Source organism: Aeromonas sp. QDB23 (assembly GCF_027707745.1).
GTDB classification, from domain to species: domain Bacteria; phylum Pseudomonadota; class Gammaproteobacteria; order Enterobacterales; family Aeromonadaceae; genus Aeromonas; species Aeromonas allosaccharophila.
This window is the reverse complement of sequence record NZ_JAPCJA010000134.1, coordinates 1-1,959: the sequence shown is the minus strand read 5'-3', so window position 1 is coordinate 1,959 and position 1,959 is coordinate 1. Positions and strand designations below refer to the sequence as shown.

Here is a 1,959-nt window from a genome sequence, read left to right as displayed (position 1 = left end):
TGATCTCGCACCTCGATAACTGTACGTAAGATCAGTATAGTTCGTGGTAACTGACTGCTAATCATGGGTAATCAGGATGCGTTATGAATGCCTCCTTCTGCGACCCATCCCTTGTACTGGCTGAACGGCGTCATTGATACCTGGGCCCACATTGGCCCATAAGCCACATATGAACCAGGATCACCCCATGAATTGGGATTGGTCTGTGACCAGTTTATTGCTGCATGCAAGAAATCCCGAGTCCCGGGCGTACCCGCGATCTGTTCAAATAAATCATTTCCCTCGGCACCGTTGTCCCCAAAAACAATGAATATTGTATTTTCATATTCGCCGATATCCTTGAGGTGCTGTATCAGCCGTCCGGTATGATAATCAAGGTTTTCCACCAGCCCGGCATAGAGCTCCATTTTTTTACCGAGCAGCGCGCGACTAACTGGAGCCAAGACTATAGGGTCTGGGAGAAACCACATTCTTTCGGCAAGATTAGTGCCTGCTGGCATAATGCCAAGTTCAACCTGTTTTTTCAGGCGTTGCTCGCGTACTGCATCCCACCCTTTATCATATTCACCGACATGACGATTACGCCAGTCATGAGGCAAGTGGTAAGGATCGTGTGGCGCTTGATGCGAAACGTATGCAAAGAATGGTTTGTTGCTACTTTTATTTGAATCAATAAACTCAATCAGTTTATCTGTATATGTTTTCGTTGCGTAATAATCATCAGGTAGCTCTTTAAGGTACTTGCCATTTTCGGTGAACACTGATTTCGGTGAGGCCGCGGTAACGTTATTCATATCCCAATAACTACCGGCGCCATCCAGTAACGTAAAATCTCGCTCAAAACCTCTTGCTGCCGGGATCAGGTCAGGCGTCTTTCCCAAATGCCATTTACCTACCATGTAGGTGTGATATCCCGCATCTTTGAGCAACTGTGGCAATGTGACGAGTTGTTTGCTTAGATACCCCTCGTAACCTGGCACCCCTTTTTGATTAGGGGCCGTCCATTCATCCATATTGCCCAAACCATTAAGATGGGTATCAATACCGGTAAGCATGGTAGAACGAGTAGGAGAGCTGCTCGGGTTGGTATAGAAATTGGTAAAGCGAACACCTTCATTTGCCAGGGCATCAAAATTTGGTGTATTTATTTCACCACCAAAGGAGCCAAGGTCAGAAAAACCGAGATCATCACCTAATATCACAACAATATTTGGTCGTTTCACCTCTTGCTCAGCAGCGATGACGCTTTGCTCAGCAAACGTTGAAAGTAAAAAAAAGGATCCAATCAGCAGGCTAAGCCGACTTTTTTTGGTTAAGAGTCCATCTCTCTTCTTCGGCATGGTTTCCCTTCCTCTCGATGCTGGCATTCAGCACATATGTCATACATAGGCCGACTGACAAAGGCTATCCGGCCTTTCTCGAAGTACTACCACGATCACTTCACTATCATTACTATCACTACCGAGGAAACAAAAATGTGAGTTGTGCTCTAATCCCCCAATCCTCATATCCATTTTCGGTTGAATCAGCCCAATATTTTCCTGCCACAGCAAACTGCATGACCTGTGAACCAATCTTGAAAACTTGCCCGGCTTGCACAATCACAGGAACCATCCACTCTTCGGTATGCCAGTCATAGCTGGACTCAGTGTAAATTCCGACGGTTGTATGTGTTGCTGTAGTAAAACTAAAGAAGGGCTGTAATGATAAGATGTTTAAATCTTCACGCTCATTATCACCTGTAACAGACCAGATTTGGCTGGTTAGCACTCCGGCAGTCCAGGGCCCAGTCTGCTTGAGAATTACGCCGGTTGGCCCCAAGCCCCACTTCTCATTTCCAAGTACGCTGTCAGTGGCGGTTGGCAACAGTTCAACAGGGCCAACCCCTCAGAGATCCCCTCATTTTTAGAGACTCAAATAATTCCAAGTGTGCGGGTATATAAGCGGTGTTGCTTCAGG

The 1,959-nt window shown here is 46.3% G+C and carries 2 protein-coding genes; both read right to left on the bottom strand.

Annotation, left to right across the window (positions count from 1 at the left end; all coding sequences use genetic code 11):
• Positions 1–71 precede the first annotated feature (71 nt).
• On the bottom strand, positions 72–1,340 hold the full coding sequence (locus PG888_RS22775; RefSeq protein WP_270694459.1) for a sulfatase-like hydrolase/transferase: 1,269 nt from the start codon (positions 1,338–1,340) through the stop codon (positions 72–74).
• A 118-nt stretch (positions 1,341–1,458) separates the two neighbouring features.
• Positions 1,459–1,770, bottom strand: a complete 312-nt coding sequence (locus PG888_RS22770; RefSeq protein ID WP_182939625.1) for a hypothetical protein — start codon at positions 1,768–1,770, stop codon at positions 1,459–1,461.
• Between the last annotated feature and the right edge of the window lie 189 nt (positions 1,771–1,959).

What these genes read in the sequence shown, in the direction of transcription:
- PG888_RS22775 (WP_270694459.1), bottom strand. Translation starts at nt 1,340, where the DNA reads ATGCCGAAGAAGAGAGATGGACTCTTAACCAAAAAAAGTCGGCTTAGC.